21 protein-coding genes are annotated in these 21,352 nt (G+C 61.0%); 6 read left to right on the forward strand and 15 right to left on the reverse strand.

The genetic code is table 11. From position 1 onward, the window contains the following. Window positions 1–116 precede the first annotated feature (116 nt). The 8 genes from ACEN2T_RS18610 to ACEN2T_RS18645 all read right to left on the reverse strand — a co-directional run bounded on the left by ACEN2T_RS18610 (window position 117) and on the right by ACEN2T_RS18645 (window position 8,145). Complete coding sequence (locus tag ACEN2T_RS18610; RefSeq protein ID WP_032884596.1) at window positions 117–1,118, reverse strand: septal ring lytic transglycosylase RlpA family protein; 1,002 nt, start codon at window positions 1,116–1,118, stop codon at window positions 117–119. Next, window positions 1,118–2,128 (reverse strand): lytic murein transglycosylase B, encoded by a 1,011-nt coding sequence (gene mltB / locus ACEN2T_RS18615; protein WP_032884595.1) that lies wholly within the window; start codon window positions 2,126–2,128, stop codon window positions 1,118–1,120. Before mltB ends, ACEN2T_RS18610 begins: the two co-directional genes overlap by 1 nt. Window positions 2,129–2,145: 17 nt before the next feature. Continuing rightward, on the reverse strand, window positions 2,146–3,249 hold the full coding sequence (gene rodA, locus ACEN2T_RS18620; RefSeq protein WP_050442794.1) for a rod shape-determining protein RodA: 1,104 nt from the start codon (window positions 3,247–3,249) through the stop codon (window positions 2,146–2,148). A 31-nt stretch (window positions 3,250–3,280) separates the two neighbouring features. Continuing rightward, window positions 3,281–5,179: a penicillin-binding protein 2 gene (gene mrdA, locus ACEN2T_RS18625; protein ID WP_032884594.1), complete on the reverse strand. Its 1,899-nt coding sequence runs from the start codon at window positions 5,177–5,179 to the stop codon at window positions 3,281–3,283. Window positions 5,180–5,194: 15 nt separating this feature from the next. Continuing rightward, the gene (rlmH, locus tag ACEN2T_RS18630) at window positions 5,195–5,662 is read right to left on the reverse strand and encodes a 23S rRNA (pseudouridine(1915)-N(3))-methyltransferase RlmH (RefSeq protein ID WP_003176297.1); all 468 of its coding nucleotides are present in this window, start codon (window positions 5,660–5,662) and stop codon (window positions 5,195–5,197) included. Between the two features lie 9 nt (window positions 5,663–5,671). Continuing rightward, window positions 5,672–6,166: a ribosome silencing factor gene (gene rsfS / locus ACEN2T_RS18635; protein ID WP_003176298.1), complete on the reverse strand. Its 495-nt coding sequence runs from the start codon at window positions 6,164–6,166 to the stop codon at window positions 5,672–5,674. Window positions 6,167–6,235: 69 nt separating this feature from the next. After that, entirely contained in the window at window positions 6,236–6,880 is a 645-nt protein-coding gene (gene nadD / locus ACEN2T_RS18640; RefSeq protein WP_442117295.1) for a nicotinate-nucleotide adenylyltransferase, read from the reverse strand. Further along, the gene (locus ACEN2T_RS18645) at window positions 6,880–8,145 is read right to left on the reverse strand and encodes a glutamate-5-semialdehyde dehydrogenase (RefSeq protein ID WP_032884592.1); all 1,266 of its coding nucleotides are present in this window, start codon (window positions 8,143–8,145) and stop codon (window positions 6,880–6,882) included. Before ACEN2T_RS18645 ends, nadD begins: the two co-directional genes overlap by 1 nt. Before the next feature lie 174 nt (window positions 8,146–8,319). Here ACEN2T_RS18645 and ACEN2T_RS18650 point away from each other — a divergent pair, with 174 nt between their 5' ends. Continuing rightward, window positions 8,320–9,003 carry a DNA-3-methyladenine glycosylase gene (locus tag ACEN2T_RS18650; RefSeq protein ID WP_032884768.1) on the forward strand — a complete coding sequence of 228 codons (684 nt, stop codon included), beginning with the start codon at window positions 8,320–8,322 and terminating at the stop codon, window positions 9,001–9,003. A 25-nt stretch (window positions 9,004–9,028) separates the two neighbouring features. Continuing rightward, entirely contained in the window at window positions 9,029–10,345 is a 1,317-nt protein-coding gene (locus tag ACEN2T_RS18655) for a bifunctional DedA family/phosphatase PAP2 family protein (RefSeq protein WP_032884591.1), read from the forward strand. Here ACEN2T_RS18655 and ACEN2T_RS18660 read toward each other — a convergent pair. From ACEN2T_RS18660 to ACEN2T_RS18670, 3 genes are read right to left on the reverse strand one after another with little or no spacing between them, the layout of a single operon-like run. Continuing rightward, window positions 10,339–10,932: an LON peptidase substrate-binding domain-containing protein gene (locus ACEN2T_RS18660; RefSeq protein ID WP_099603279.1), complete on the reverse strand. Its 594-nt coding sequence runs from the start codon at window positions 10,930–10,932 to the stop codon at window positions 10,339–10,341. The two genes, ACEN2T_RS18655 and ACEN2T_RS18660, sit on opposite strands and share 7 nt — an antisense overlap. A gap of 21 nt (window positions 10,933–10,953) precedes the next feature. Beyond that, window positions 10,954–11,670 (reverse strand): LrgB family protein, encoded by a 717-nt coding sequence (locus ACEN2T_RS18665; RefSeq protein ID WP_032884589.1) that lies wholly within the window; start codon window positions 11,668–11,670, stop codon window positions 10,954–10,956. After that, entirely contained in the window at window positions 11,667–12,020 is a 354-nt protein-coding gene (locus tag ACEN2T_RS18670; protein ID WP_032884588.1) for a CidA/LrgA family protein, read from the reverse strand. Before ACEN2T_RS18670 ends, ACEN2T_RS18665 begins: the two co-directional genes overlap by 4 nt. Window positions 12,021–12,186: 166 nt before the next feature. Between ACEN2T_RS18670 and ACEN2T_RS18675 the strand changes: the two genes are divergently transcribed. The 3 genes from ACEN2T_RS18675 (at window position 12,187) to ACEN2T_RS18685 (ending at window position 15,137) form a co-directional block, all read left to right on the forward strand. Then, a complete protein-coding gene (locus ACEN2T_RS18675; RefSeq protein WP_032884587.1) occupies window positions 12,187–12,642 on the forward strand; it encodes a MaoC family dehydratase in 456 nt (151 codons plus the stop codon). 105 nt (window positions 12,643–12,747) lie between these two features. Continuing rightward, window positions 12,748–14,466 (forward strand): C13 family peptidase, encoded by a 1,719-nt coding sequence (locus ACEN2T_RS18680; RefSeq protein ID WP_442117296.1) that lies wholly within the window; start codon window positions 12,748–12,750, stop codon window positions 14,464–14,466. Between the two features lie 29 nt (window positions 14,467–14,495). Then, window positions 14,496–15,137, forward strand: a complete 642-nt coding sequence (locus tag ACEN2T_RS18685) for an oxidoreductase (protein WP_122681778.1) — start codon at window positions 14,496–14,498, stop codon at window positions 15,135–15,137. 137 nt (window positions 15,138–15,274) lie between these two features. Here ACEN2T_RS18685 and ACEN2T_RS18690 read toward each other — a convergent pair whose 3' ends face one another. The 4 genes from ACEN2T_RS18690 to ACEN2T_RS18705 form a co-directional block, all read right to left on the reverse strand. Then, window positions 15,275–15,559, reverse strand: coding sequence for a YceK/YidQ family lipoprotein (locus ACEN2T_RS18690; protein WP_032884584.1), 285 nt, complete (start codon window positions 15,557–15,559; stop codon window positions 15,275–15,277). Further along, window positions 15,552–16,181 carry a flavin prenyltransferase UbiX gene (gene ubiX / locus ACEN2T_RS18695; RefSeq protein WP_032884583.1) on the reverse strand — a complete coding sequence of 210 codons (630 nt, stop codon included), beginning with the start codon at window positions 16,179–16,181 and terminating at the stop codon, window positions 15,552–15,554. Before ubiX ends, ACEN2T_RS18690 begins: the two co-directional genes overlap by 8 nt. Continuing rightward, window positions 16,178–17,527, reverse strand: a complete 1,350-nt coding sequence (gene mpl, locus ACEN2T_RS18700; RefSeq protein ID WP_442117297.1) for a UDP-N-acetylmuramate:L-alanyl-gamma-D-glutamyl-meso-diaminopimelate ligase — start codon at window positions 17,525–17,527, stop codon at window positions 16,178–16,180. Before mpl ends, ubiX begins: the two co-directional genes overlap by 4 nt. Before the next feature lie 79 nt (window positions 17,528–17,606). Next, window positions 17,607–19,508, reverse strand: coding sequence for a sigma-54-dependent Fis family transcriptional regulator (locus ACEN2T_RS18705; protein ID WP_442117298.1), 1,902 nt, complete (start codon window positions 19,506–19,508; stop codon window positions 17,607–17,609). Window positions 19,509–19,780: 272 nt separating this feature from the next. Between ACEN2T_RS18705 and exaC the strand changes: the two genes are divergently transcribed. Further along, a complete protein-coding gene (exaC, locus tag ACEN2T_RS18710; RefSeq protein ID WP_032884580.1) occupies window positions 19,781–21,301 on the forward strand; it encodes an acetaldehyde dehydrogenase ExaC in 1,521 nt (506 codons plus the stop codon). Window positions 21,302–21,352: the final 51 nt, after the last annotated feature.

Genomic DNA, 21,352 nt, shown 5'->3' on the forward strand with positions numbered 1-21,352 from the left:
ACCAGACTGTCACGTGTTCGGTTGCCCGCTCACCCCTTGCCCCTGGGTTTTTATTGTTCAACGAGCCAACAACCACAGCTCAAACCCGCGCACGGGCCTGAACCATCAATTCTTTGTTATTCGGCGGTGACCACGCTGGGTTGTCCCAGGTTGGCCATGCGCACGCTGTTCTGTACTTGCGCCACTTCGCTCGGCGAGCCGATAGGGCCCATGCGCACGCGGTGCAGGGTTTGCTGGTTACGCACGATGGAGCTGATAAAGACCGGCGCGTTGACCATGCCGCTGAGCTTGGACCTTAACAGTTCTGCCGCATCCGGGTTGGCGAAAGCGCCCACTTGCAGGTATTGCCCGCCAGCGACCGAAGCACCCGGCGCTGCGTGGGGCACGACCACCGTGTCCGGTGCGTGTTGCTGCGGTGGCGGTGTCCACTGTTCGATCTTGCCGGTGGATGCTGTCACTTGCGGCTGCGCACTCTGCGGTTCATTGAGCATCAGCGGGGCGGGCTTGCCACGCTGGGCCCAGTACTGCGCCGGGTCGATACCTTCGACCTTGACCCGTGCCGTACCGGTTTCGGCATAGCCGAGCTTCTTCGCGGCGGCGTAGGACAAATCGATGATCCGGTCCGAATAGAACGGCCCACGGTCGTTGACCCGCAGGATCACCGTGCGGTTATTGTCCAGGTTGGTCACCCGCACATAGCTGGGCAGCGGCAAGGTTTTATGCGCTGCGCTCATGCCATACAGGTCATAGACCTCGCCGTTGGCAGTGTTCTGACCATGGAACTTGGTGCCGTACCAGGACGCCGTGCCCGATTGCACGTAGGTCTTGGATTCCTGCAACGGAAAGTAGGATTTACCCAGCACGGTATAGGGGTTGGCCTTGTAAGGGCCGGTGTGCAAGGTGGGCGTGGCATCCGGGATTTTCGACACGTCGACATCCCACCACGGCGCGCCGTCTTTGTGCGCGCGGTTGATGTCCAGGCCTGGCTGGGAACGTACGGCGGTACCGCCGGACTTCTGTGGTGCCGGGCCACGGCTTGTGGAACAACTGACGACCAGCAGGGACAACGCGGCGAACGCCACCAGCTTGAGCGGTTGATTGAACGGCGATGCCCGCATTACTTGTTGCCCCGTGCTTGGACCAGCATGTCTGACAGCTGATGCACGGCCATGGCGTACATCACACTGCGGTTATAACGCGTGATTGCGTAGAAATTCTTCAGGCCCATCCAATATTCAGGGCCATTTTCGCCTTCCAGGCGGAACGCCGTGACCGGCATATCATCGCGTGGCGCATTCTGACTCGACCAGCCCAGCGCCCGCAACTCCCCGACCGTCTTGGCCGGCTCGATGCCCTGGGTCAGGCCTTCATCGGCACGTTCCCCGCTGACGTCGGCGCGAATCACTACGGGCTCGCCGCCCACCCAGCCATGGCGCTTGAAGTAGCTGGCCACGCTGCCAATGGCGTCGTCGGGATTACTCCAGATGTTGATGTGGCCGTCACCGTCAAAATCCACGGCATAGGCGCGAAAGCTGCTCGGCATGAATTGCGGCAAGCCCATCGCCCCGGCGTAGGAGCCTTTGAGGGTCAGCGGGTCGACCTGCTCTTCGCGGGCCAACAGCAGGAATTCGCGCAGCTCCTTGCGGAAGAAGTCGGCGCGAGGCGGGTAATCGAAGCCCAGGGTCGACAAGGCATCGATCACCCGATAGCTGCCGGTATTGCGTCCGTAAAAGGTTTCAATGCCGATGATCGCAACAATTACCTGGGCCGGCACGCCGTATTCCTGCTCGGCGCGGGCCAGCACGGCTTCATGCTGGCGCCAGAAGTCCACACCGCGCGCCACGCGGGCGTCGGTGAGAAACATCGGGCGATATTCCTTCCACTGCTTCACGCGTTCGGCGGGGCGGGAGATGGCGTCGAGGATCGCCTGCTTTTTCTGGGCTTCGCGGAACACGCCCATCAGCTGCTCACCTGCGAAACCGTAGTCGCGGGTCATCTCACCGACAAATTCGGCGACCTGGGGTGAACCATCGTAGTCACCGGCCTGCGCCTCTTGCGTTGCGCCCAGTAGCCCAATCAGGCCCATCCAGGACGCATGCCGAGTGGCCCAGCCGCGCATTACTTGCATTGACATCTTCACCTTATTCAAACCTGTGCGATCCACTTGCGATGCGTATGAATCGACATCAAAACCCCAAACGCTGACAGCAATGTCACCAGCGAAGTTCCGCCGTAGCTAATGAACGGCAACGGCACCCCAACCACCGGCAACAGGCCACTGACCATACCGATGTTGACGAAAACGTAAACAAAAAAAGTCATGGTCAGGCTGCCTGCGAGCAATTTGCCGAACAGCGTCTGTGCCTGTGCGGTAATTACCAGGCCGCGCCCGATCAGCAGCAAATAGATCAGCAACAGTGCGCAGATGCCTACCAAGCCGAACTCTTCGCCCATCACCGCGATAATGAAGTCGGTGTGGCTCTCTGGCAAAAAGTCCAGGTGCGACTGGGTGCCCAGCAGCCAACCCTTGCCAAACACGCCGCCGGAACCGATGGCTGCCTTGGACTGGATGATGTTCCAGCCGGTGCCGAGCGGGTCGCTTTCCGGATCGAGAAACGTGAGGATGCGTTGCTTCTGGTAGTCGTGCATAAAGAAGAACCACATGGCCACGGCCACCGGTACGGCCGCAGCCAGCACACTGAGGATCCAGCGCCAGCGCAAGCCACCCATGAACAGCACGAACGCACCACCGGCGAGAATCAGCAGCGAGGTGCCGAGGTCCGGCTGACGAACGATCAGGATGAACGGTACGCCAATCAGAATCAGGCTGATGCCTACGTGTTTAAGCTGCGGCGGCAAGGTGCGCTTGGACAGGTACCAGGCAATGGTGGCCGGCATCAGGATCTTCATGAATTCCGACGGCTGGAAGCGAATCACCCCCGGAATGTTGATCCAGCGGGTTGCGCCCATGGCGTTGTGGCCCATCACGTCCACCACCACCAGCAGCAATACACCGGCGACGTAGCCAAGCGGCACCCACCGCGCCATGAAACGCGGCTCCAACTGGGCAATCACCACCATGGACAGCAGGCCCAGGCCAAAAGACGACGCTTGCTTGATCAGAAGGTCCCAGTTCTTGCCGCTGGCCGAATACAGCACAAACAGGCTCCCGGCGGCCAGGGTCAGCAACAGGATCAGTAACGGGCCATCAATGTGCATGCGCTGCAGCAACGTCGCGCGGCGACGCATCACATCCTCGCTGGAGAGGATGCGGTCAAAATTACTCTTCACTGGCCGTAACCTCGGGGTTTGAAGGGGGGCCGCCATATTCGGGCTTGAGCCTGCCGTCGTCGGCCAACAACCAGGCATCCATCACCTGGCGCACCACGGGAGCGGCAACACCGGAGCCGGACTCGCCGTTCTCCACCATGACGGCCACGACGATTTTCGGGTCGTCTGCCGGAGCAAAACCGACGAACAAGGCGTGGTCGCGGTGGCGCTCCTGGACCTTGGTGCGGTCGTATTTCTCGCCCTGCTTGATCGCGACCACCTGGGCCGTACCGCTCTTGCCGGCAATGCGGTACTGAGCACCGATTGCGGCTTTTCGCGCGGTGCCACGGGCGCCGTGCATCACTTGCTGCATACCGTGGTTGACCTTGGTCCAGTCGGACGAGTCGCGCAGCACGATGTCCGGGATCGGGTTGTCATCCACCGGTTTCTCGCCCTCGATGGTCTTGGCCAGGTGCGGGCGATTCCAGATACCTTTGTTGGCCACCAGCGCGGTAGCCTGGGCCAGCTGCAACGGGGTGGCCTGCATATAGCCCTGGCCAATGCCGAGGATCAGGGTTTCACCCGGGAACCACGCCTGACGACGGGTCGCACGCTTCCACTCCCGGGACGGCATCAGGCCAGGAGATTCTTCGAACATATCCAGGGAAACTTTCTGACCGAGGCCGAACTTGCCCATGTAGGCAGACAGCCGGTCGATCCCCAGCTTATGGGCCAGGTCATAGAAATAGGTGTCGTTGGACCGCATGATCGCGGTGTCCAAGTCGACGTAGCCGTCACCGGTGCGGTTCCAGTTACGGTATTTGTGATCGTAGTTGGGCAGCATGTAGTAGCCCGGGTCGTACACGCGACTGGAAGCAGTGACCACGCCTGCATCCAGGCCAGCAATCGCCACCGCGGGCTTGATGGTCGAACCGGGCGGATACAGGCCGCGCAGCACGCGGTTGAACAGCGGTCGGTCGATGGAATCGCGCAACTCGGCGTAGGCCTTGAAGCTGATCCCGGTCACAAACAGGTTAGGGTCGAAACTTGGCTGGCTGACCATGGCCAGGACTTCGCCCGTTTTCGGGTCCAGTGCCACCACCGCGCCACGCCGCCCACCCAAGGCCATCTCCGCCGCTTCCTGCAGCTTGATGTCCAGGCTCAGCACAATGTCCTTGCCGGGAATCGGGTCGGTGCGCTTGAGCACGCGCAATACGCGGCCACGGGCATTGGTCTCTACTTCTTCGTAACCCACCTGGCCGTGCAGTTCCGGCTCGTAGAAACGCTCGATGCCGGTCTTGCCGATATGGTGGGTACCGCTGTAATTGACCGGGTCGAGGCTCTTGAGCTCTTTTTCGTTGATCCGCCCCATGTAGCCGACCGAGTGCGCAAAATGCGCACCCTGCGGGTAATGACGTACCAACTGTGCCACCACTTCCACCCCCGGCAACCGGAACTGGTTCACCGCGATGCGGGCGATCTGCTCTTCGGTCAGCTCAAACAGGATCGGCACCGGCTCAAAGGGCCGACGCCCCTGCTTCATGCGCTTTTCGAAGATCACTCGGTCTTCCGGCGTCAGTTGCAGCACCTCGACGATGACATCAAGGACTTGCTGCCAATCGCCGGAACGCTCGCGGGTCATGCTCAGGCTGAAGCTGGGCCGGTTATCCGCGACCACCACACCGTTGCGGTCGAAAATAAGCCCACGGGTCGGCGGAATCGGCTGCACATGCACCCGGTTGTTTTCCGACAGCGTGGAGTGGTACTCGTACTGGATCACCTGCAGGAAATACAGGCGGGCGATCAGCACACACATCAGCCCGACGACCAGAATCGCACCAAACACGACCCGAGCGCGTACAAGACGTGCGTCTTTCTCGTGGTCCTTGATGCGGATCGGCTGGGTCATCGGGAGGGGCGCAGACTATTTGTGGTAAGGGTGCCCGGACAGAACTGTCCAGGCGCGATACAGCTGTTCACCGATCAGAATCCTTACCAACGGGTGCGGCAACGTCAGTGCCGACAGCGACCAACGCTGGTCGGCTCGCGCGCAGACTTCTGGCGCCAGCCCTTCCGGGCCACCGACCATGAAGTTGACGGTGCGCGAGTCCAGGCGCCAGCGATCCAGTTCCACCGCCAGTTGCTCGGTGCTCCAGGGTTTGCCGTGCACTTCGAGGGTGACGATGCGCTCGTTGGGGCCGACCTTGGCCAACATGGCTTCGCCTTCCTGACGGATAAAGCGCGCTACGTCGGCATTCTTGCCCCGGGTGTTGAGCGGTATTTCCACCAGTTCCAGCGACAGCTCAGCGGGCAGACGCTTGGCATACTCGTGCCAGCCTTCTTCCACCCACTTGGGCATGCGTGAACCGACAGCGATCAGACGCAGGCGCACAGCCGTTCCTTATTCCTGGTCTTTGTTGAGCTTGTCGAAGTGCGCGTGGCCCACTTCCGGGCTGTGGTGCTTGCCATCAGCGGCACGGCTCTGCTCGGCGCCTTTCCACAGACGCTCCAGGTCGTAGAACTGACGGGCGTTGGAGGTCATCATGTGAACGATCACGTCGTCCATGTCCAGCAGCACCCAGTCGCTGTCGCCCTTACCTTCTTCACCCAGTGGCTTGACGCCTTGGGCTTTGACGGCTTCGCGGACCTTGTCCAGCATCGCGCCGATCTGGCGGTTGGAAGTACCAGTGGCGATGATCATGAAGTCGGTGATGCTCTGCTTGTCGCGTACGTCCAGAACCTGAATGTCCTGGGCCTTCACGTCTTCCAGGGCGGCAACGGCGACTTTTACCAGCTCTTCGCCAGCCAGTTCCGGACCAACGTGGGCTTCAACCGGCAGCGGGGCGCTTTTGAACGTGCCTTTGCGTTTTACTTTGCTTACGTCTTTGTTCGTCATAAAAAACTCGTTTTGCTCATATGTTCGGGCGCTCGCTGCACGACTGTTCGTGCGTTCAAGCGCGCCTTTTCAGTTCGACGCACGGTAAAGCCCGTGCGCATCGATGTAGGCCAGGACCGCGTCAGGCACCAGGAAACGTACCGACTTCCCGCTGGCCAGCAGTTGACGGATCTGGGTGGCAGACACCGCAAGCGGGGTCTGCCAGACGAATGCAATATTCCCGTTCGGCCCGGTCAGGGCCAAGGGGTCACTTACCGACCGCGCGGCCAGCAGGTTGCGCAAGGCATCCGGCGGTTCGCTGTCGGCATCCGGGCGTTGCAAAACCAGGATGTGGCAATGCTGGAGGAGTTCCTCCCAGCGATGCCAAGAGGGCAGGCCGCAAAATGCGTCCCAGCCCAAAAGCAGAAACAACTGGTCATCTACGGCCAACTCGGCGCGTATCAGCTCCAGGGTGTCGACAGTGTAGGACGGTTTATCGCGTTTGAGTTCGCGGTCGTCCACCACCAGCGGCGGTATGCCTTCTACGGCAAGGCACACCATTTCCAGACGTTGTTGCGGTGACACCTGCGGCGTATCGCGATGGGGCGGCCGCGCGTTGGGCATCACGCGCAACTCGTCCAGTGCAAGGGCATCTGCGACTTCGAGAGCGCTGCGCAAATGGCCGATGTGCACGGGGTCGAAAGTACCGCCGAGCAGCCCGATGCGTTTAGCCATCAAGTGCGCACATGACCGTCGCCGAACACCACGTACTTCTCGCTGGTCAGACCTTCCAGGCCAACCGGGCCGCGTGCGTGAAGCTTGTCGGTGGAGATGCCGATCTCGGCGCCCAGCCCGTATTCAAAGCCGTCGGCAAAGCGCGTCGAGGCGTTGACCATCACCGAAGCGGAATCCACTTCGTTGAGGAAACGACGCGCATCGCTGAAGTGCTCGGAGACAATCGCGTCGGTGTGCTTGGAGCCGTATGTGTTGATGTGTTCGATGGCCTGATCCAGGTCATCAACGATGCGGATTGACAGGATCGGCGCCGTGTATTCGGTGTACCAGTCCTGTTCAGTCGCTTCGATCACGTCCGCGCCCAGCAGCGCGCGGGTGCGTTCGCAGCCGCGCAGTTCCACGCCCTTGTCGCGATAGATGGCAGCCAGCGGCGGCAGCACGCGATCGGCAATGCCGACGTGCACCAGCAGAGTCTCCATGGTGTTGCACGGGGCGTAGCGATGGGTCTTGGCGTTGTCGGCGATGCGGATGGCCTTGTCGATATCGGCGGCGATGTCGATGAACACATGGCATACACCGTCCAGGTGCTTGATGACCGGAACCTTGGCATCACGGCTGACGCGTTCGATCAGGCTCTTGCCACCGCGCGGCACGATCACGTCGACGAATTCCGGCATGGTGATCAGCGCGCCAACGGCCGCGCGATCGGTGGTTTCCACCACTTGCACCACTTCGGCCGGCAGTTCGGCCACGGCCAGGCCTTGCTGGATGCAGGCGGCAATTGCGCGATTGGAATTGATCGCCTCGGAACCGCCACGCAGGATGGTGGCATTGCCGGACTTGAGGCACAGGCTCGCGGCGTCAATGGTCACGTTAGGTCGCGACTCATAGATGATGCCGATCACGCCCAGGGGCACGCGCATCTTGCCGACCTGAATACCGGACGGCAGGTAACGCATATCGCGGATTTCACCGATGGGGTCAGGCAGCTTGGCCACCTGACGCAGGCCTTCGATCATGTCGTCGATACGTGCCGGGGTCAGCGCCAGACGGTCCAGCAGGGCCGGTTCCAGGCCATTGGCGCGGCCGTTGGCCAGGTCCAGTTCGTTGGCCGCGGCGAGTTCGGAGCGCGAAGCATCCAGAGCATCAGCGGCGGCCAGCAAGGCACGGTTCTTCTGCGCGGTGCTCGCACGGGCGATCAACCGCGAGGCCTGACGGGCAGCGCGACCCAGGCGGGTCATGTAGTCAAGAACGGACTCAGTCATGGTCAGGGAGTCTTGGCAAAGAGGAAAGCGGCAGATTATAGCTGTGACGCCGCCCGACTGACAGCGGTGAGGGGCGGATGGTCGAAATGAACTGTAAAAACCTGGGGTTCAGCGGTAATTAAGGTGGGAGTTGTTATGATTCCGTCATATTTAGCCGCATTTCCCCTGACCGCCATGCCCAGCTCATCGCCCCAACGCCCCGCCAGCGCCCTGCCCGACGGCTTCTTCGACCGTGACGCGCAAATTCTTGCGCGGGAACTGCTCGGCAAAGTTGTACGCCATCGCGTCGGCGAAATCTGGCTTTCGGCTCGAATTATTGAAACGGAAGCCTATTACGTGGCCGAAAAAGGTAGCCACGCTTCACTCGGCTACACAGAAAAGCGTAAGGCTTTGTTTCTGGATGGCGGCCATATCTACATGTACTACGCCCGTGGCGGCGACTCCCTGAACTTCAGCGCACATGGACCGGGCAATGCCGTATTGATCAAATCGGCCTATCCGTGGGTCGATGACCTTTCCGGCCAGGCGAGCCTCGCGCAGATGCAGTTGAACAACCCGAATGCCGATGGCAGCCCGCGCACCTCGCAGAAGCTGTGCGCCGGCCAAACGTTGTTGTGCAAAGCGCTGGGGCTCAAAGTGCCGATGTGGGACGCCAAGCGCTTCGACCAGGAAAGGCTGTATGTGGAAGATGTCGGCCAGGTACCGACGCAAATCATCCAGACGACCCGCCTGGGCATCCCCAGTGGCCGCGATGAACACCTGATGTACCGATTTGTCGATGCAAGCTATGCACCGTACTGCACACGGAACCCGCTGCGCCGAGGCCAGGTCGAAGGCCGCGACTATTTTCTGATTTGAATTTTGTGGTGATGGAGTGACGTTTATGGGCCAATGGCTCGATAGCATTACCGGCTGGCTGACCCTGAACCCACAATGGCTGGCGGTGGCGGTGTTTATCGTCGCGTGCGTGGAATGCCTGGCGATTGCCGGTTTAATCGTACCGGGCACGGTATTGCTGTTTGCCATTGCCGCATTGGCCGGCAGCGGCGCGCTGTCGTTGAGTGAAACGCTGTTGCTGGGCTTTCTCGGCGGTTTGCTGGGCGATGGGGTTTCCTACTTCCTGGGCAGACATTTCCACCAGAACATCCGCCGCCTGCCCGGTCTGCGCCACCACCCCGAATGGATGAACGGTGCAGAGACCTACTTCCACAAGTACGGCATCGCCAGCCTGCTGGTCGGACGCTTCATCGGCCCCTTGCGCCCGATGCTGCCGATGGTGGCCGGCATGTGCGATATGCCGTTCCCACGCTTTGCGGCAGTGAGCGTCCTCGCCGCAGCCGGCTGGTCGGTGGCCTACTTGCTGCCGGGCTGGGCCACCGGCGCCGCGTTCCGCCTGCCATTACCGGAAGGCTTCTGGCCTGAGGCCGGCGTTGTCACGGCGTGCCTGGCGGTACTGCTGGGGCTGGGTTTGAACAGCAGCCTGCGCGACCACCGGCGCACCACCTTGTGGATAGGTTGCGCCAGCCTGACGTTGTTGATCGCACTGTTTATCGGTTATCCACACCTGAATGATTTCGATCAGGGTCTTAGCGCACTGGTGCAGGAGCATCGCAGCGCCTGGCTGGATGAAGCCATGGTGATGGTCACCCAATTGGGTGAGTTCAAGAAGATGTTTGTCGCCAGCGCCGTCTTCACCGGGCTTTTGCTACTGGCTCGACAGTGGCGCCACGCCATCTTTGTGGGCGCCACACTGGCCGGATCGGCGGTAATCAACACCGGGAGCAAATTGTTTTTCGCCCGTGGCCGCCCGGAAATCCTTACCGACCCCCTGACCAGTTTCAGCATGCCCAGCGGCCATGCCTCCGGCGCCTTCGCGTTTTTCCTGGCGCTGGCGGTGCTGGCAGGTTGCGGCCAACCGACACGGCTGCGACTGACGTGGATACTGCTGGGCTGCATTCCCGCCGCCTTTATCGCCTTGTCCCGGGTTTACCTGGGCGCCCATTGGCCCTCGGACATCCTGGCCGGCACGCTCCTGGCGATGACGGTGTGTGCGTTCAGCCTGACAGCCATCCAGCACCGCAGCCCACTGCCACCCTTGCGCAAAAAAACATGGTGGCTGCTGCTGCCTGCCATAGTGGCAGTCTTGAGCTTTATTGCACTCACCGGCACATCCCACGCACTGCTGCGCTACGCCTACTGAGTGAAAAGCTCTTCCTGTAGCTCATCAAGCAGCATCTGGATCGCATCCAGGCGCTGCTGCGGGTCGTCGAGTTGCAGCAGGTCGATCTTGTCGGCCTCGGTAAAGGGCAAGAGATAAGCAAGCTGATTGCCCAAGGCTTGCTGGCCCTCGGCATGGGCGTCCATGTCCAGCGAAGAGACCATCGGATGCTCGGCCAGGGCCTGGAGCAATGCCAGCAGATCAGCGTCCTCTTCTTCTAACGGCTGGTCCGGCTGCTCATCCAGCCATTGCACCTCGGCCACCAGCAACTGGTCTTTTTGCACGCCCGTATCGAGCACACGAAAGCGCCGCCCGCCTTCGACACGAATCCCCAGCAGACCATTGTCCTGCTGCTTGAAGTCGCGAATCAGCGCTTCACAGCCGATCAGCGCGTAACCGTCCGGAGCCATGCCTACTTCCTTGCCGTCAAGGATGCACACCACGCCGAAGCTTTCGCCCTTTTTCATGCAACGGCTGATCATGTCCAGGTAGCGCGCCTCGAACAATTGCAGGTCGAGGGTGCAGCCAGGGAACAGCACGGTATTGAGCGGGAACAGCGCCAGACTCATAAAGGTTTCCTTAAACCTGGTTTAAACAATCACTGACACAGCCAACGGCAGGAACACCGCCGTGGCCACGCCCATCAGACTCATGGCCAGCGCCGCAAAGGCGCCACACTCTTCGCTCTCCTGCAGGGCCACCGAGGTGCCGACCGCGTGGGCGGTCATGCCCAACGCCATGCCACGCGCCTCGGGACTGTGCACACCCAGGCGCGAAAGTAACGCCGGCCCCACCATCGCCCCCACCACCCCAGTGATCAGCACAAACACCGCGGCCAGTGCCGCCACGCCGCCGATCTGCTCGGCCACCAGCATGGCGATCGGCGAGGTCACCGACTTGGGCGCCATGGTCATCAGCATCATGTGTTCAGCGCCGAACCACCAGCCGAGCAGCACACACAGGCCGGTAGCCAATACACCGCCTATCACCAGCGTAGTAAAAATTGGCCAAAATAATTGGCGAATGCGCCGCAGATTCAGATAAAGCGGCACCGCCAGCGCCACCGTGGCAGGCCCCAGCAGAATGCCCATGATCTCGGTGCTCTTGCGGTACTCGGCATAGCTCAGGCCGCAGGTGAGCAACACGCCGATCACCAGCAGCATGGAGACCAGCACCGGTTGCAGGAAGATCCAGCGGGTTTTCTCGAACCCCGCCAGCACCAGTTGATAGGCGCCCAGGGTAATACCGATACCGAACAGCGGGTGATGAATCACGGACGTCCACGCGCCATGCCAGTCGAAGATCATTGATCCTTCTCCTTGCGCTTGACCATCTGCTGCATCAGTACGCCAACGAATGCCATGGCGATCACCAGTGACAACACCAGCGCGCCGACGATGGCCCAAAAGTCAGCCGCGATGTCCTTGGCGTACACCATCACGCCGACTGCCGGCGGCACCAGCAGCAGTGGCAGATACCGCAACAGGCTGCCAGCGGCCAGGCTCAACGGCTCGCCCACCTCGCCACGCCAGATCAGGAAACCCAGCATCAGCAGCAGGCCAATGATTGGCCCCGGCAGAACCGGCAACAGCAAATGATTGATCGCCGTACCGATCAACTGAAACAACACCAGCCATGTCAGACCACGTAACAGCATCCGCTTTCTCCCCCCCTCTGAACTCGCCCGCATTATAAGCATGCCGGCCCTATGCATCGGCATTCGCCAAAAGCATGGTGGGTTGACCGGGCTGGTTGCCCGTGATGATCTACATTGGTTCTCTGTAATCCATAAAAACAGCATCGATGAACCAAGGAGAGACGCAATGCCCTATGTACCTGTAGCGCAGCTCAAAGATTATGTCGGCAAGGAACTGGGACGTTCCGAATGGCTCACCATCGACCAGGCGCGTATCAACCTGTTCGCAGAAGCCACTGGCGACCATCAGTTCATCCACGTCGACCCGGTCAAGGCTGCGCAAACGCCGTTCGGCAGCACCATTGCCCACGGTTTCCTGTCGCTGTCGCTGATACCCAAGCTGATGGAAGACATCCTGATCATGCCCGAAGGCCTGAAGATGGCGGTCAACTATGGCTTGGACACCGTGCGCTTTATCCAGCCGGTCAAGGTCAACTCCAAGGTGCGCTTGAACGTGATCCTCACTGACGTCACCGAGAAAAAGCCCGGCCAGTGGCTGTTAAAGGCCACTGCCACGCTGGAGATCGAAGGCCAGGAAAAACCGGCCTACATTGCCGAGTCGCTTTCACTCTGTTTCGTGTAAGGCCATCCCTGTGGTGAGAGGCTGAAACTCACCACGGGGTATGTAAATTTATGTATGAAACTCGCAGCTGCGGCATACTCGGCGCTCAAATATCCGGATCCCGCTATGCGCCCACTCGCCCCCCTTGCCCTTGCCCTGTTGCTCACCGCTTGCGGAGACGGCGAATCGCTGTTGCCGCCCGATGCGCGCCTGCCCGACGGCGGCCGCTATCGGGGCGATGTGGTCAACGGCCTGCTGCAAGGCCAGGGCCGTGTGGACTACCCCAACGGCAGTTGGTACGCCGGCGCGTTCGACAAAGGCCAGTGGCACGGCCAGGGCGAGTGGCATGGCAGCAACGGCGAAGTCTATAAAGGCCAGTTCCAGCAAGGTCTGTTCGATGGACAGGGCAGCCTGACCACCGCAGCCAGCCAGTATGTCGGCGGGTTTCGCAAGGGTCGGCGCAACGGCGAAGGCACCCTCAAAGAGGGGCAAATGACCTATCGCGGCGAATTCAAAGACGATCAGTATTCCGGTCTAGGCCGCCTGGAGCTGGCCGACGGCAGCCAATACCAGGGCCAGTTCGCCCACGGCAAGCCGAATGGCGAAGGCCAGCGCAACGACGACAGCGGTAATCAGTTCAGTGGTCGCTTCGTCGATGGCCAGTTGGAGGGCAACGGCACCTTCAACAGCGCCGACGGCGACATCTATGTCGGTCAGTTCAAGCAGAACCAACTCAACGGCAAGGGCCGCTATGAAAACGCTGACGGCGACGTGTGGATCGGCCAGTTCAAGGAAGGCGCGCTCAGCGGTAAGGGCGAACTGATCGGCGTGGATGGCAGCCATTACGTCGGCTATTTCAGCGATTGGCGCTTTACCGGCGAAGGCCGCCTGAACCTGACCGACGGCAGCTTCTACATCGGCGGCTTCGACAGCGACAACTATCAGGGCCGCGGCACGCTGGTCCTCACCGACGGCACGGTGCAGGCCGGTACCTGGGTCAACGGCATGCGCGTGCGTGACGCGGACGGCACATTGTTGCCTGACCCACTGGAGATCGGCGTGCTGGCCCAAGGGCATTTGCTCGATGCTGCCTTTGCCGCCGTGCCCGCCTCCACCCCTGCCGTGGAGTTGTACACCCTGGCGGTGGCCGGCGACGGCAAACAAAGCGTGTTCCTGCGCGAAGCCGATTACGTCAGCAACATGCTCGCAACCCGCTTCGGCGCACGTGGGCAGATCCGTTTGGTCAACCACCGCGACCATATCGCCGACCGCCCCCTGGCCACCCGCGAAAGCTTGCGCCGTGCCGTGCAAACCCTGGCCGAGCGCACAGGCCCGGAAGACCTGGTGTTTATCTACATGACCAGCCACGGCACCCACGAACACGAACTGGTGCTGGATCAGCCGCGCATGGAGCTGGCCGATTTGCCCGCCGATGAGCTGGCCGCCGTGCTGACACCGCTGAAAAACCGCGACAAGATCATCGTAATTTCCGCCTGCTATTCCGGCGGCTTTATCCCGGCACTCAAAGACGACCGTACGCTGATCATGACCGCCTCCCGCGCCGACCGCGTGTCCTTCGGTTGCTCCGAAGAAGCCGACTTCACCTACTTCGGCGACGCCCTCTTCGCCCAAGCCTTCAACCAGACCGACGACTTGCAGCAAGCCTTCAAGCTGGCACAGCTGCATGTGAGCGAGCGCGAACAGGCCGACAATTTCGAAGCGTCCGAACCGCAGATCTGGGCCCCCAAAGGCGTGATTGCCCACTGGCAACTTTTACGTAAACAGCAGGCACGAAAGGCGCTCGAAAGCGTCTCAATGAATAGCAAGGAAGCCAAAGGCAACTAAGCTGCAACGTGTAACAAGGGGGAAACACTATGTACCTGACACCTCAGCATATCTTGCTCGCAGGGGCCTCCGGCCTCACTGGCGAACACCTGCTCGACCGCCTGCTCAACGAACCCACCGTGACCCGCGTGCTCGCGCCGAGCCGCAAGCCATTGGCCGAACATCCACACCTGGAAAACCCGGTGGGCGACCCAGCGGTGTTCCTGCCGCAACTGAGCGGCCGGGTGGATATCGCCTTCTGCTGCCTGGGCACCACAATCAAAAAAGCGGGCTCGGAAGAGGCTTTCCGTGCGGTTGACCTGGAGATGGTCGTCGCCTTCGCCAAGCGCGCACGGGAAATGGGCGCACGGCACCTGATCGTGATCAGCGCGATTGGCGCCGATCCGAAATCTTCGATTTTCTACAACCGAGTCAAAGGGGAAATGGAGCAGGCACTCAAGGCCCAAGACTGGCCGCAACTGACCATCGTGCGACCGTCGCTGTTGTTGGGGGAGCGGCTGGAACCCCGTTTGGCCGAACAACTGGCAGGGCCGCTGTCACGACTGATTCCAGGCAAGTACCGAGGCATCGAAGTGTGTGAACTGGCCCGGGCCATGTGGCGCCTGGCGCTGGAAGAGCAGAATGGGGTGCGGATCGTAGAGTCGGACGAACTGCGCAAGCTCGGCAAATAAAGCCGAACACAAAGCAAAATGTGGGAGGGGGCTTGCTCCCGATGGCGGAGGGTCAGTCAACATATTGGGTGACTGATACACCGCTATCGGGGGCAAGCCCCCTCCCACATTGGTTTTGTATTGCCTTCGGGTCAGCGCTAGAGCCCGCCCGTGGCGTTAAATCCCACTCCGAGCACCGTCAACACCGACAGCGGCAACAGCAAAGTGTCGAGCAACGCACTGGCCGGCAGGTCGACACCGGGGTAGCTCGGCGCCTCAGCACCAAACCGGTCCTTGGCGCAGCAACCTCCATTCATTGCGTACAAGTCCAACCGCGTGCCGGCATACACCACCGGCGCGCCGGGCTGCGCAGCGTCCAGCGTACGCGCGGTGGCGCAGCCGCCCAATTGCAACGCCAGTATCACCAACAGTGCCTTATTCATCGCTGCTCAAATGGTGTTCGCCCCAACGCGGCAGCATGTCCTGTGGAATATTCAGCAGGTTGAGAATCCGCGCCACCACAAAATCCACCAGGTCATCGATGGTCTGCGGCTGATGATAAAAGCCCGGCGACGCAGGCAGGATGGTCACGCCCATGTTCGACAACTTGAGCATGTGTTCCAGATGAATGCTCGAATACGGCGCCTCGCGCGGCACCAGGATCAACTGGCGGCGCTCCTTCAATGTCACATCTGCCGCGCGCTCGATCAGGTTATTGCAGGCCCCGGTGGCAATCGCCGACAAGGTGCCGGTGGAGCACGGCACAACAACCATTGCCGCCGGTGCACCGGAGCCCGAGGCCACCGGCGACATCCAATCTTCTTTGCCGTAAACCTTGATCTGCCCCGGCGCCGCACCGGTGTACTCGGTGAGGAAGGCCTGCATCATCTGCACCTTGGGAGGCAGTGCCACGTCGGTCTCGGTCGCCATCACCAACTGCGCGGCCTTGGAGATCAGGAAGTGCACCTCGCGATCTTCACGCACCAGGCAGTCAAGCAGGCGCAGGCCGTAGGGCGCGCCCGAGGCACCGGTCATCGCCAGGGTGACGCGTTCCGGCCCGCTCATTTCAGCGCCTCGGCCAGTTTGCCGTGCAAGCCGCCGAAGCCGCCGTTGCTCATGACCACCACATGGGTGCCAGGCTTGGCCTGCTGCTTGACGAACTCAATGATGCCCTCGATGGAATCACAGACTTTCGACGGCACCGTGCACTGGGCCGCAATCGCCGGTAAGTCCCAGCCAAGATTGGTCGGGGCGTACCACACCACCTGGTCGGCATCGTTGACGCTTTCCGGCAGGCCGTCGCGGTGTGCACCAAGCTTCATGGAGTTTGAGCGCGGCTCGACAATAGCAATGATCGGGGCATCGCCAACGCGCTTGCGCAGTCCGTCAAGGGTGGTGGCAATGGCGGTTGGGTGGTGGGCAAAGTCGTCGTAGATGGTAATCCCATTCACGTCGGCGACTTTTTCCATGCGGCGTTTTACGCTTTTGAATGCGCTCAGCGCAGCAATGCCCATGGAAGGCACCACGCCCACATGCCGTGCGGCAGCCAGAGTGACCAAGGCATTGGCAACGTTGTGCTGACCAGTCATGTCCCACTCGACGATGCCTTGGGCCTCACCCTCAAACAGCACTTCAAACCTGGAACCGTCTTCACTGAGCAACTTGAACTGCCATTGCCCTCCCGCCCCGGTGGTTTGCACCGGTGTCCAACAGCCCATCTCGATCACGCGCTGCAAAGCCGGCTCGGTAGTCGGGTAGATGACCAGGCCTTCGCTTGGGATAGTGCGCACCAAATGGTGGAACTGCCGCTCGATAGCGGGCAGATCGGGGAAGATGTCCGCATGATCAAACTCAAGGTTATTGAGGATCGCCGTGCGCGGACGGTAGTGGACAAACTTGGAGCGCTTGTCGAAGAAGGCGCTGTCGTATTCGTCAGCCTCGATCACAAAGAACGGCGTGTCGCCCAGGCGCGCGGAGACCGAGAAGTTTTGTGGCACGCCGCCGATCAGGAAGCCAGGACTCATGCCCGCATGCTCCAGCACCCACGCCAGCATGCTGCTGGTAGTGGTCTTGCCGTGGGTACCGGCAACGGCCAGTACCCAGCGGCCTTGCAGCACATGATCGGCCAGCCATTGCGGGCCGGAGACGTACGGTAAACCTTTGTTGAGCACGTACTCGACGGCCGGGTTGCCACGGGACATGGCATTGCCGATCACCACCAGATCCGGCACCGGGTCGAATTGCGCCGGATCGTAACCCTGGGTCAGTTCAATGCCCTGCGCTTCGAGTTGCGTGCTCATGGGCGGGTAAACATTGGCATCGGAGCCTGTCACGTGATGGCCCAGTTCTTTAGCCAGAACCGCCATCGAACCCATGAAGGTGCCGCAAATACCAAGAATATGAATGTGCATAGTCGACCTCGTAAACATCGAGGCAGGTTAGCGCAGGGGGGCGAAAATCGCACTCTTTAGCTGTAGGACCAAACCACGATCACCCGGGCAGGGACGCGCGTGCGATACCGTGCCGGCGCAGCTTTCTATACAACGTATTGCGGCTGACACCCAGTTGCTCCGCCGTATGGGACATATGCCAGCGCTGTTGTTCCAAGGCCGTTAGCAAGGCAAGTCGCTCGGCGTCTTCCAGGGGCGACTCGGCGGTCTTAGCCTCAACCACCGGTTGCGGTCGGGCCTGGCGGATCGACGCGGGCAAATCTTCAAGGCCCACGCGCCCGTCGTCACACAGCGCCGCCAACGTACGCAGCACCGTGCGCAGTTGTCGGACGTTACCGGGCCAGGCAAAGGTCAACAGCGCCGAACGCGCCGCCGGGTCGAGTTGTACAGTCTGCCCGCCCGCCTCTTCAGCCAGCAGAAAATCCAGCAACTGAGATTTATCGCTGCGCTCACGCAGCGGTGGCAACCCAACTTCCAGCCCGTTGAGCCGGTAATACAAGTCCTCACGGAAACTGCCGTCCTGGACACGCCCCAGCAAGTTGCGGTGCGTCGCGCTGATAATTCTGACGTTAACCGCCTGAGGCTCACCGCCGATAGGCACCACCATGCGGTCCTCCAGAACCCTTAATAAGCGGGTTTGCAGAGCCAGAGGCATATCACCGATTTCATCGAGGAACAGAGTGCCGCCGTCGGCCTGTTGCAACTTACCTTGCATGCCCTCCTTCCGCGCGCCAGTGAAACTGCCGCCGCGATAACCGAACAGCTCGCTTTCGATCAGGCTTTCCGGGATGGCGGCACAGTTGAGGGCGACGAAGGCTTTGTCGGCACGCTGGCTGGCATGGTGCACGGCCTTAGCGAAGGCTTCTTTACCGCTGCCGGTTTCCCCATTAATCAGTAGCGGCACATCTCGCTCGAATACCCGCAGCGCCTTGCGAAAATCATTTTGCAACGCCGGATCACCCAGGCAGATGCCAGCCAGGCGGGCGGGCTCAGCCTTCGCGCTGGGTAAAGACACACTGCGTGGCTGACCACGCAGTGCGGCAAACAAGCGCCGCCCATCGCGGGTGCGCAGTGGCCAACTGGCGGTCGCATTGGCACTGGCGCGACCGAGTAATTGATCCAGAGAACAGTCGAAGAACGCCTCCACCGGCTGACCCAGCAGGTTGCCTCGAACCTGCCCTAGCAGATTCAGCGCGCTCTGGTTCATCGCGCAAATGCGCCCTTCGCCATCGAACGCCAGCAACCCTTCGCTGAACAGGCCCACGGACTCGGCCTGCAGATGAAAGCGCAACAGCCAGTGGTGCTCGAAATGGCGCAGGAAGTAGCAGCTCTCGATCATCTTCGCTGACAGGTTCACCAGCGCCATGGTGTGAAACTGACTCTGGCGCGATACCGCTTCCCGGGCTGACGACACGTCCAGCACCGCCAGCAATTCACCATGGGGGTCGAACACCGGGCTCGCCGAGCAGGTCAGCCCGGTGTGGCGGCCACGGAAGTGTTCATCGCGATGAATGGTCAGGGACTGACGCTCCACCAGGCAGGTGCCGATGCCATTGGTCCCTTCGCAGGCTTCACTCCAATCGGCACCGAGCCACAGACCGGCGCGCTCGAAAATCTTGCGCTCGGACGGCGCAGTGACACAGTTGAGGATCACTCCGCGCGCATCGGTCAGCAGTACCGCGTGGCCGGCACCGGAGAGCTGCTGGTGCAGGCTATTCATCTCACTGCCGGCGATGTGCAGCACTTGCTGCAGACGCTCGCGGCTTTCCAACAGGCGCCCGTGTTCAAGCACGGTGGGTGCGATGGTCTGCGCGGGATCCAGGTGGTAATCCTCCAGGCACCGCAGCCAGGAACGGGCGATGGACGGATCGCTGGAGGGGTCACGGCCACGTGCCACGGTGAGGACTTGCTGGGCATGGCGACTGAAATGATCGTTGTGCATGTTCTTATTATTCTCCCTGCGTGAGAGCGTCCAGCATCCCCCAGCCCTGCAAGAGATGCAATCCCGTGCAGACCCACCGGTCACAGGCTGTACCGTTTATGGCACAAAGTGTCACCCAGGCTGTGCCAGGCGTGTGACAGCAATGCCTTTCAACAAACCTCAACCCCTTGATTTACATGGCCCTCAAGGCAGTGGCCCGACCTTTGCTCTACGCTTTACCAAGCGCTTGAGCGCTGCACTCCAATAAACATAAAAGCCAGGAGATACCCACCATGCGTTACGCACACCCCGGTACTGAAGGCGCGATCGTTTCGTTCAAGGCCAAGTACGGCAACTACATTGGTGGCGAATTCGTTGCGCCGGTCGACGGCAACTATTTCACCAACACCTCGCCGGTCAACGGCAAGCCCATCGCCGAATTCCCGCGCTCCACTGCCAAAGACATCGACAAGGCCCTCGACGCCGCCCACGCCGCCGCTGACGCCTGGGGCAAGACCTCGGCCCAGGACCGCTCGCTGGTGCTGCTGAAAATCGCCGACCGCATCGAACAGAACCTTGAACTGCTGGCCATTACCGAAACCTGGGACAACGGCAAAGCCGTGCGTGAAACCCTCAACGCCGATATACCGCTGGCCGCCGACCACTTCCGCTACTTTGCCGGCTGCATCCGCGCCCAAGAAGGCACCAGCGCCGAGATCAACGAACACACCGCGTCCTATCACTTCCACGAGCCTCTGGGTGTGGTTGGTCAGATCATCCCGTGGAACTTCCCGCTGCTGATGGCCGCCTGGAAACTCGCCCCGGCCCTGGCCGCCGGTAACTGCGTGGTGCTCAAGCCCGCCGAACAAACCCCGCTGGGCATCAACGTGCTGATGGAAGTCATCGGCGACCTGCTGCCACCGGGCGTGCTGAACGTAGTACACGGTTTCGGCAAAGAAGCCGGCGAAGCCCTGGCCACCAGCAAACGCATCGCCAAGATCGCCTTCACCGGCTCCACCCCGGTGGGTTCGCACATCATGCATGCGGCGGCGGAGAACATTATTCCGTCCACCGTTGAGCTGGGCGGCAAGTCGCCGAACATCTTCTTCGCCGACATCATGAAAGCCGAACCGTCCTTCATCGAGAAAGCCGCCGAAGGCCTGGTGCTGGCGTTCTTCAACCAGGGCGAGGTGTGCACCTGCCCATCCCGTGCGCTGGTGGAAGAGTCGATCTACGACGACTTCATGAAAGTGGTGATGAAGAAAATCGAGCAGATCAAACGCGGTGACCCGCTGGACACCGACACCATGGTCGGCGCCCAGGCGTCCGAGCAGCAGTTCGACAAGATCCTGTCTTACCTGGAAATCGCCAAGGGCGAAGGCGCGCAGTTGCTCACCGGCGGCAAGGTGGAGCAGCTTACCGGCGACATGGCCGGCGGTTATTACATCCAGCCGACGCTGCTCAAAGGCACCAACGAAATGCGTGTGTTCCAGGAGGAAATCTTCGGCCCAGTGGTGAGCATCACCACCTTTAAGGACGAAGCCGAAGCCTTGGCCATTGCCAACGACACCGAGTTCGGCCTGGGCGCCGGCGTGTGGACCCGCGACATCAACCGCGCCTACCGCATGGGCCGGGCGATCAAGGCGGGCCGAGTGTGGACCAACTGCTACCACTTGTACCCGGCGCATGCCGCGTTCGGTGGCTACAAGAAGTCCGGTGTGGGCCGCGAGACACACAAGATGATGTTAGACCACTACCAGCAGACCAAGAACTTGCTGGTGAGTTACGACATTAATCCACTGGGCTTCTTCTAACTAACATCCCCTCCCACTTTTGAAACAAGGTCAATGATGGGAGGGGGTTTT

The organism is Pseudomonas sp. W22_MBD1_FP4 (genome assembly GCF_052113765.1).
Lineage (GTDB): Bacteria > Pseudomonadota > Gammaproteobacteria > Pseudomonadales > Pseudomonadaceae > Aquipseudomonas > Aquipseudomonas sivasensis.

Excerpts from the sequence above, each read along its gene's own strand:
- ACEN2T_RS18670 (WP_032884588.1), bottom strand. The coding sequence starts at position 12,020 with ATGCTGTTACGTGGTCTGACATGGCTGGTGTTGTTTCAGTTGATCGGT.
- ACEN2T_RS18660 (WP_099603279.1), bottom strand. The coding sequence starts at position 10,932 with ATGAGTCTGGCGCTGTTCCCGCTCAATACCGTGCTGTTCCCTGGCTGC.
- ACEN2T_RS18680 (WP_442117296.1), top strand. The coding sequence starts at position 12,748 with ATGCGCCCACTCGCCCCCCTTGCCCTTGCCCTGTTGCTCACCGCTTGC.
- ACEN2T_RS18675 (WP_032884587.1), top strand. The coding sequence starts at position 12,187 with ATGCCCTATGTACCTGTAGCGCAGCTCAAAGATTATGTCGGCAAGGAA.
- ACEN2T_RS18610 (WP_032884596.1), bottom strand. The coding sequence starts at position 1,118 with ATGCGGGCATCGCCGTTCAATCAACCGCTCAAGCTGGTGGCGTTCGCC.
- ACEN2T_RS18645 (WP_032884592.1), bottom strand. The coding sequence starts at position 8,145 with ATGACTGAGTCCGTTCTTGACTACATGACCCGCCTGGGTCGCGCTGCC.
- rodA (WP_050442794.1), bottom strand. The coding sequence starts at position 3,249 with ATGCGTCGCCGCGCGACGTTGCTGCAGCGCATGCACATTGATGGCCCG.
- mpl (WP_442117297.1), bottom strand. The coding sequence starts at position 17,527 with ATGCACATTCATATTCTTGGTATTTGCGGCACCTTCATGGGTTCGATG.
- ACEN2T_RS18705 (WP_442117298.1), bottom strand. The coding sequence starts at position 19,508 with ATGCACAACGATCATTTCAGTCGCCATGCCCAGCAAGTCCTCACCGTG.
- ACEN2T_RS18685 (WP_122681778.1), top strand. The coding sequence starts at position 14,496 with ATGTACCTGACACCTCAGCATATCTTGCTCGCAGGGGCCTCCGGCCTC.
- exaC (WP_032884580.1), top strand. The coding sequence starts at position 19,781 with ATGCGTTACGCACACCCCGGTACTGAAGGCGCGATCGTTTCGTTCAAG.
- mltB (WP_032884595.1), bottom strand. The coding sequence starts at position 2,128 with ATGCAAGTAATGCGCGGCTGGGCCACTCGGCATGCGTCCTGGATGGGC.
- ACEN2T_RS18650 (WP_032884768.1), top strand. The coding sequence starts at position 8,320 with ATGCCCAGCTCATCGCCCCAACGCCCCGCCAGCGCCCTGCCCGACGGC.
- ACEN2T_RS18665 (WP_032884589.1), bottom strand. The coding sequence starts at position 11,670 with ATGATCTTCGACTGGCATGGCGCGTGGACGTCCGTGATTCATCACCCG.
- mrdA (WP_032884594.1), bottom strand. The coding sequence starts at position 5,179 with ATGACCCAGCCGATCCGCATCAAGGACCACGAGAAAGACGCACGTCTT.
- ubiX (WP_032884583.1), bottom strand. The coding sequence starts at position 16,181 with ATGAGCGGGCCGGAACGCGTCACCCTGGCGATGACCGGTGCCTCGGGC.
- nadD (WP_442117295.1), bottom strand. The coding sequence starts at position 6,880 with ATGGCTAAACGCATCGGGCTGCTCGGCGGTACTTTCGACCCCGTGCAC.
- ACEN2T_RS18690 (WP_032884584.1), bottom strand. The coding sequence starts at position 15,559 with ATGAATAAGGCACTGTTGGTGATACTGGCGTTGCAATTGGGCGGCTGC.
- rsfS (WP_003176298.1), bottom strand. The coding sequence starts at position 6,166 with ATGACGAACAAAGACGTAAGCAAAGTAAAACGCAAAGGCACGTTCAAA.
- ACEN2T_RS18655 (WP_032884591.1), top strand. The coding sequence starts at position 9,029 with ATGGGCCAATGGCTCGATAGCATTACCGGCTGGCTGACCCTGAACCCA.